The organism is Macrococcus capreoli, from assembly GCF_025628935.1.
Lineage (GTDB): Bacteria > Bacillota > Bacilli > Staphylococcales > Staphylococcaceae > Macrococcoides > Macrococcoides capreoli.
Genome location: NZ_JAOTIS010000047.1, coordinates 1 through 772, shown reverse-complemented (window position 1 = coordinate 772; position 772 = coordinate 1). Strand labels below are relative to the sequence as shown.

Annotated in this window: 1 pseudogene; it reads left to right on the top strand. The window is 38.9% G+C overall.

Annotated elements, in window-relative coordinates:
- Nucleotides 1-772, top strand: a pseudogene (locus tag OCL94_RS13195) (hypothetical protein); the annotation flags it as partial.

Here is a 772-nt window from a genome sequence, read left to right as displayed (position 1 = left end):
TGGACTTATTCCGATCGGTAAAGTATTTAAAGGTGTAGGTAAACCGGCATTAAATATGATGTCGAAGACAGCTGGAAAAACGACTGCAGGACAGTTGATGAAGAGTGGTTTGAAAAATACAACAAATATGACGACGAATAGACTAATCAAATTAAAAACGTCATATAAAGTGATGATGGATAAAGCGGATGTTGGCTATCGTGTTGCCAGTGCGATAGAGCGTTTGGAAGGTAAGAAAGAAGCCATTGAGATGGCTGGGAAATCGTGGTACCGCGGTCAGAAAGAACGATTGATTAAATATGTAGATGAGAAGATGGTACCTCAGGTACACAACATCGCATATAAAGGCGCGAATCACTACAACAAAGTGAATGAAGCATTAAGTAAGCTGGGGATGGCACCAAAGTATGCCTATGCGGGGATTGGAACAGAAACTGCAAAGAAGATTACGAAGCAAGATATCGATCAGTACATTCAGAAGGCTAGTGCGAAACTGATGAATAAAGGAAGCAACGCAGCGGTGAAATCTGGAACAGAAGGTACTATCAATCTGACAAAAAATAAAGGTAAATCATTAAAAGTCGATGATAAAGATGCGCACCTCATTACAAGGGTGGAATACACAGAAAAAGAACATATGATGTGGAAGAATGGGAAAGCATTAAAGCCAAATGTTGAATATGTCACACCGGAAGGTCATTTATACCGTACTGATGATTTAGGAAGAATTAAGTATGTTGAGGTTGATAATCTATATCTTAAAAAAGGTAAG